This window comes from Rhodococcus sp. P4_B6 (assembly GCF_056402215.1).
This window is the reverse complement of sequence record NZ_JBFUHV010000483.1, coordinates 1-721: the sequence shown is the minus strand read 5'-3', so window position 1 is coordinate 721 and position 721 is coordinate 1. Positions and strand designations below refer to the sequence as shown.

Annotated in this window: 2 rRNA genes; both read left to right on the top strand. The window is 55.9% G+C overall.

Annotation, left to right across the window (positions count from 1 at the left end):
• Positions 1-230 (top strand): 16S ribosomal RNA (locus AC1DWT_RS51705); the annotation flags it as partial.
• 338 nt (positions 231-568) lie between these two features.
• Positions 569-721, top strand: a 23S ribosomal RNA gene (locus AC1DWT_RS51700); the annotation flags it as partial.

Genomic DNA, 721 nt, shown 5'->3' with positions numbered 1-721 from the left:
CAACTCGACCCCGTGAAGTCGGAGTCGCTAGTAATCGCAGATCAGCAACGCTGCGGTGAATACGTTCCCGGGCCTTGTACACACCGCCCGTCACGTCATGAAAGTCGGTAACACCCGAAGCCGGTGGCCTAACCCCTTGTGGGAGGGAGCCGTCGAAGGTGGGATCGGCGATTGGGACGAAGTCGTAACAAGGTAGCCGTACCGGAAGGTGCGGCTGGATCACCTCCTTTCTAAGGAGCATTCTCCAGACGTGCACCACTGAACAGTCAGTGGATGATGTTCTGGCAGAGACCGTTTAGTCCTCATCAGTAGGGCTGCGGGCGCTCATGGGTGGAACACTGACAAGCATTCTTTTCACTTGCTGCCGGCCCGAGTGCCGGTGGGAGAAGAGTTATATCGGCATACTGTTGGGTCCTGAGAGAACACGCGAGTGTTTCCTCTACAGGAAAGTAACGACAAGCAAGCACTGCAGGTCAAACCGCGGAAGTTGTTCTTCCGGTCTGGTGTCTGCGCGAGGTGGTTGGTTGTGTGTTGTTTGAGAACTGCACAGTGGACGCGAGCATCTTTGTTGTAAGTAATGAAGAGCGTACGGTGGATGCCTTGGCACCAGGAGCCGATGAAGGACGTAGGAGGCTGCGATAAGCCTCGGGGAGCTGTCAACCGAGCTGAGATCCGAGGATGTCCGAATGGGGAAACCCAGCACGAGTGATGTGAGTGATGT